This is a genomic window from Glutamicibacter sp. AGC84 (assembly GCF_053543575.1).
Window position 1 is genome coordinate 47,730 of record NZ_JBLVOC010000027.1, and the last position, 213, is coordinate 47,942.

Here is a 213-nt window from a genome sequence, read left to right on the forward strand (position 1 = left end):
ACAACGGCGACATCGTAGCTGCCCTGCTCGATGAAGAAGCCACGGTAAAGACTTTCCGGCAGCGTGACGGGCATACCTGGCTGCTTCCGCAGAACTCGCGCTACGAACCAATTTTGGGTGATGCCGCAACGATCATGGGACGCGTCGTCTCGGTGATGCGCTCGCTCTAGAATACGTACGGTCATTGCGCTGGTGCTTGGCCCCAGCGCAATT

At 58.2% G+C, this 213-nt stretch carries 1 protein-coding gene; it reads left to right on the forward strand.

What is annotated here, in order from left to right; all coding sequences use genetic code 11:
* Nucleotides 1–170: LexA family protein (locus ACNPN0_RS16675; RefSeq protein ID WP_448938376.1), on the forward strand; the 170-nt coding region annotated here is incomplete at its 5' end.
* Nucleotides 171–213 lie beyond the last annotated feature (43 nt).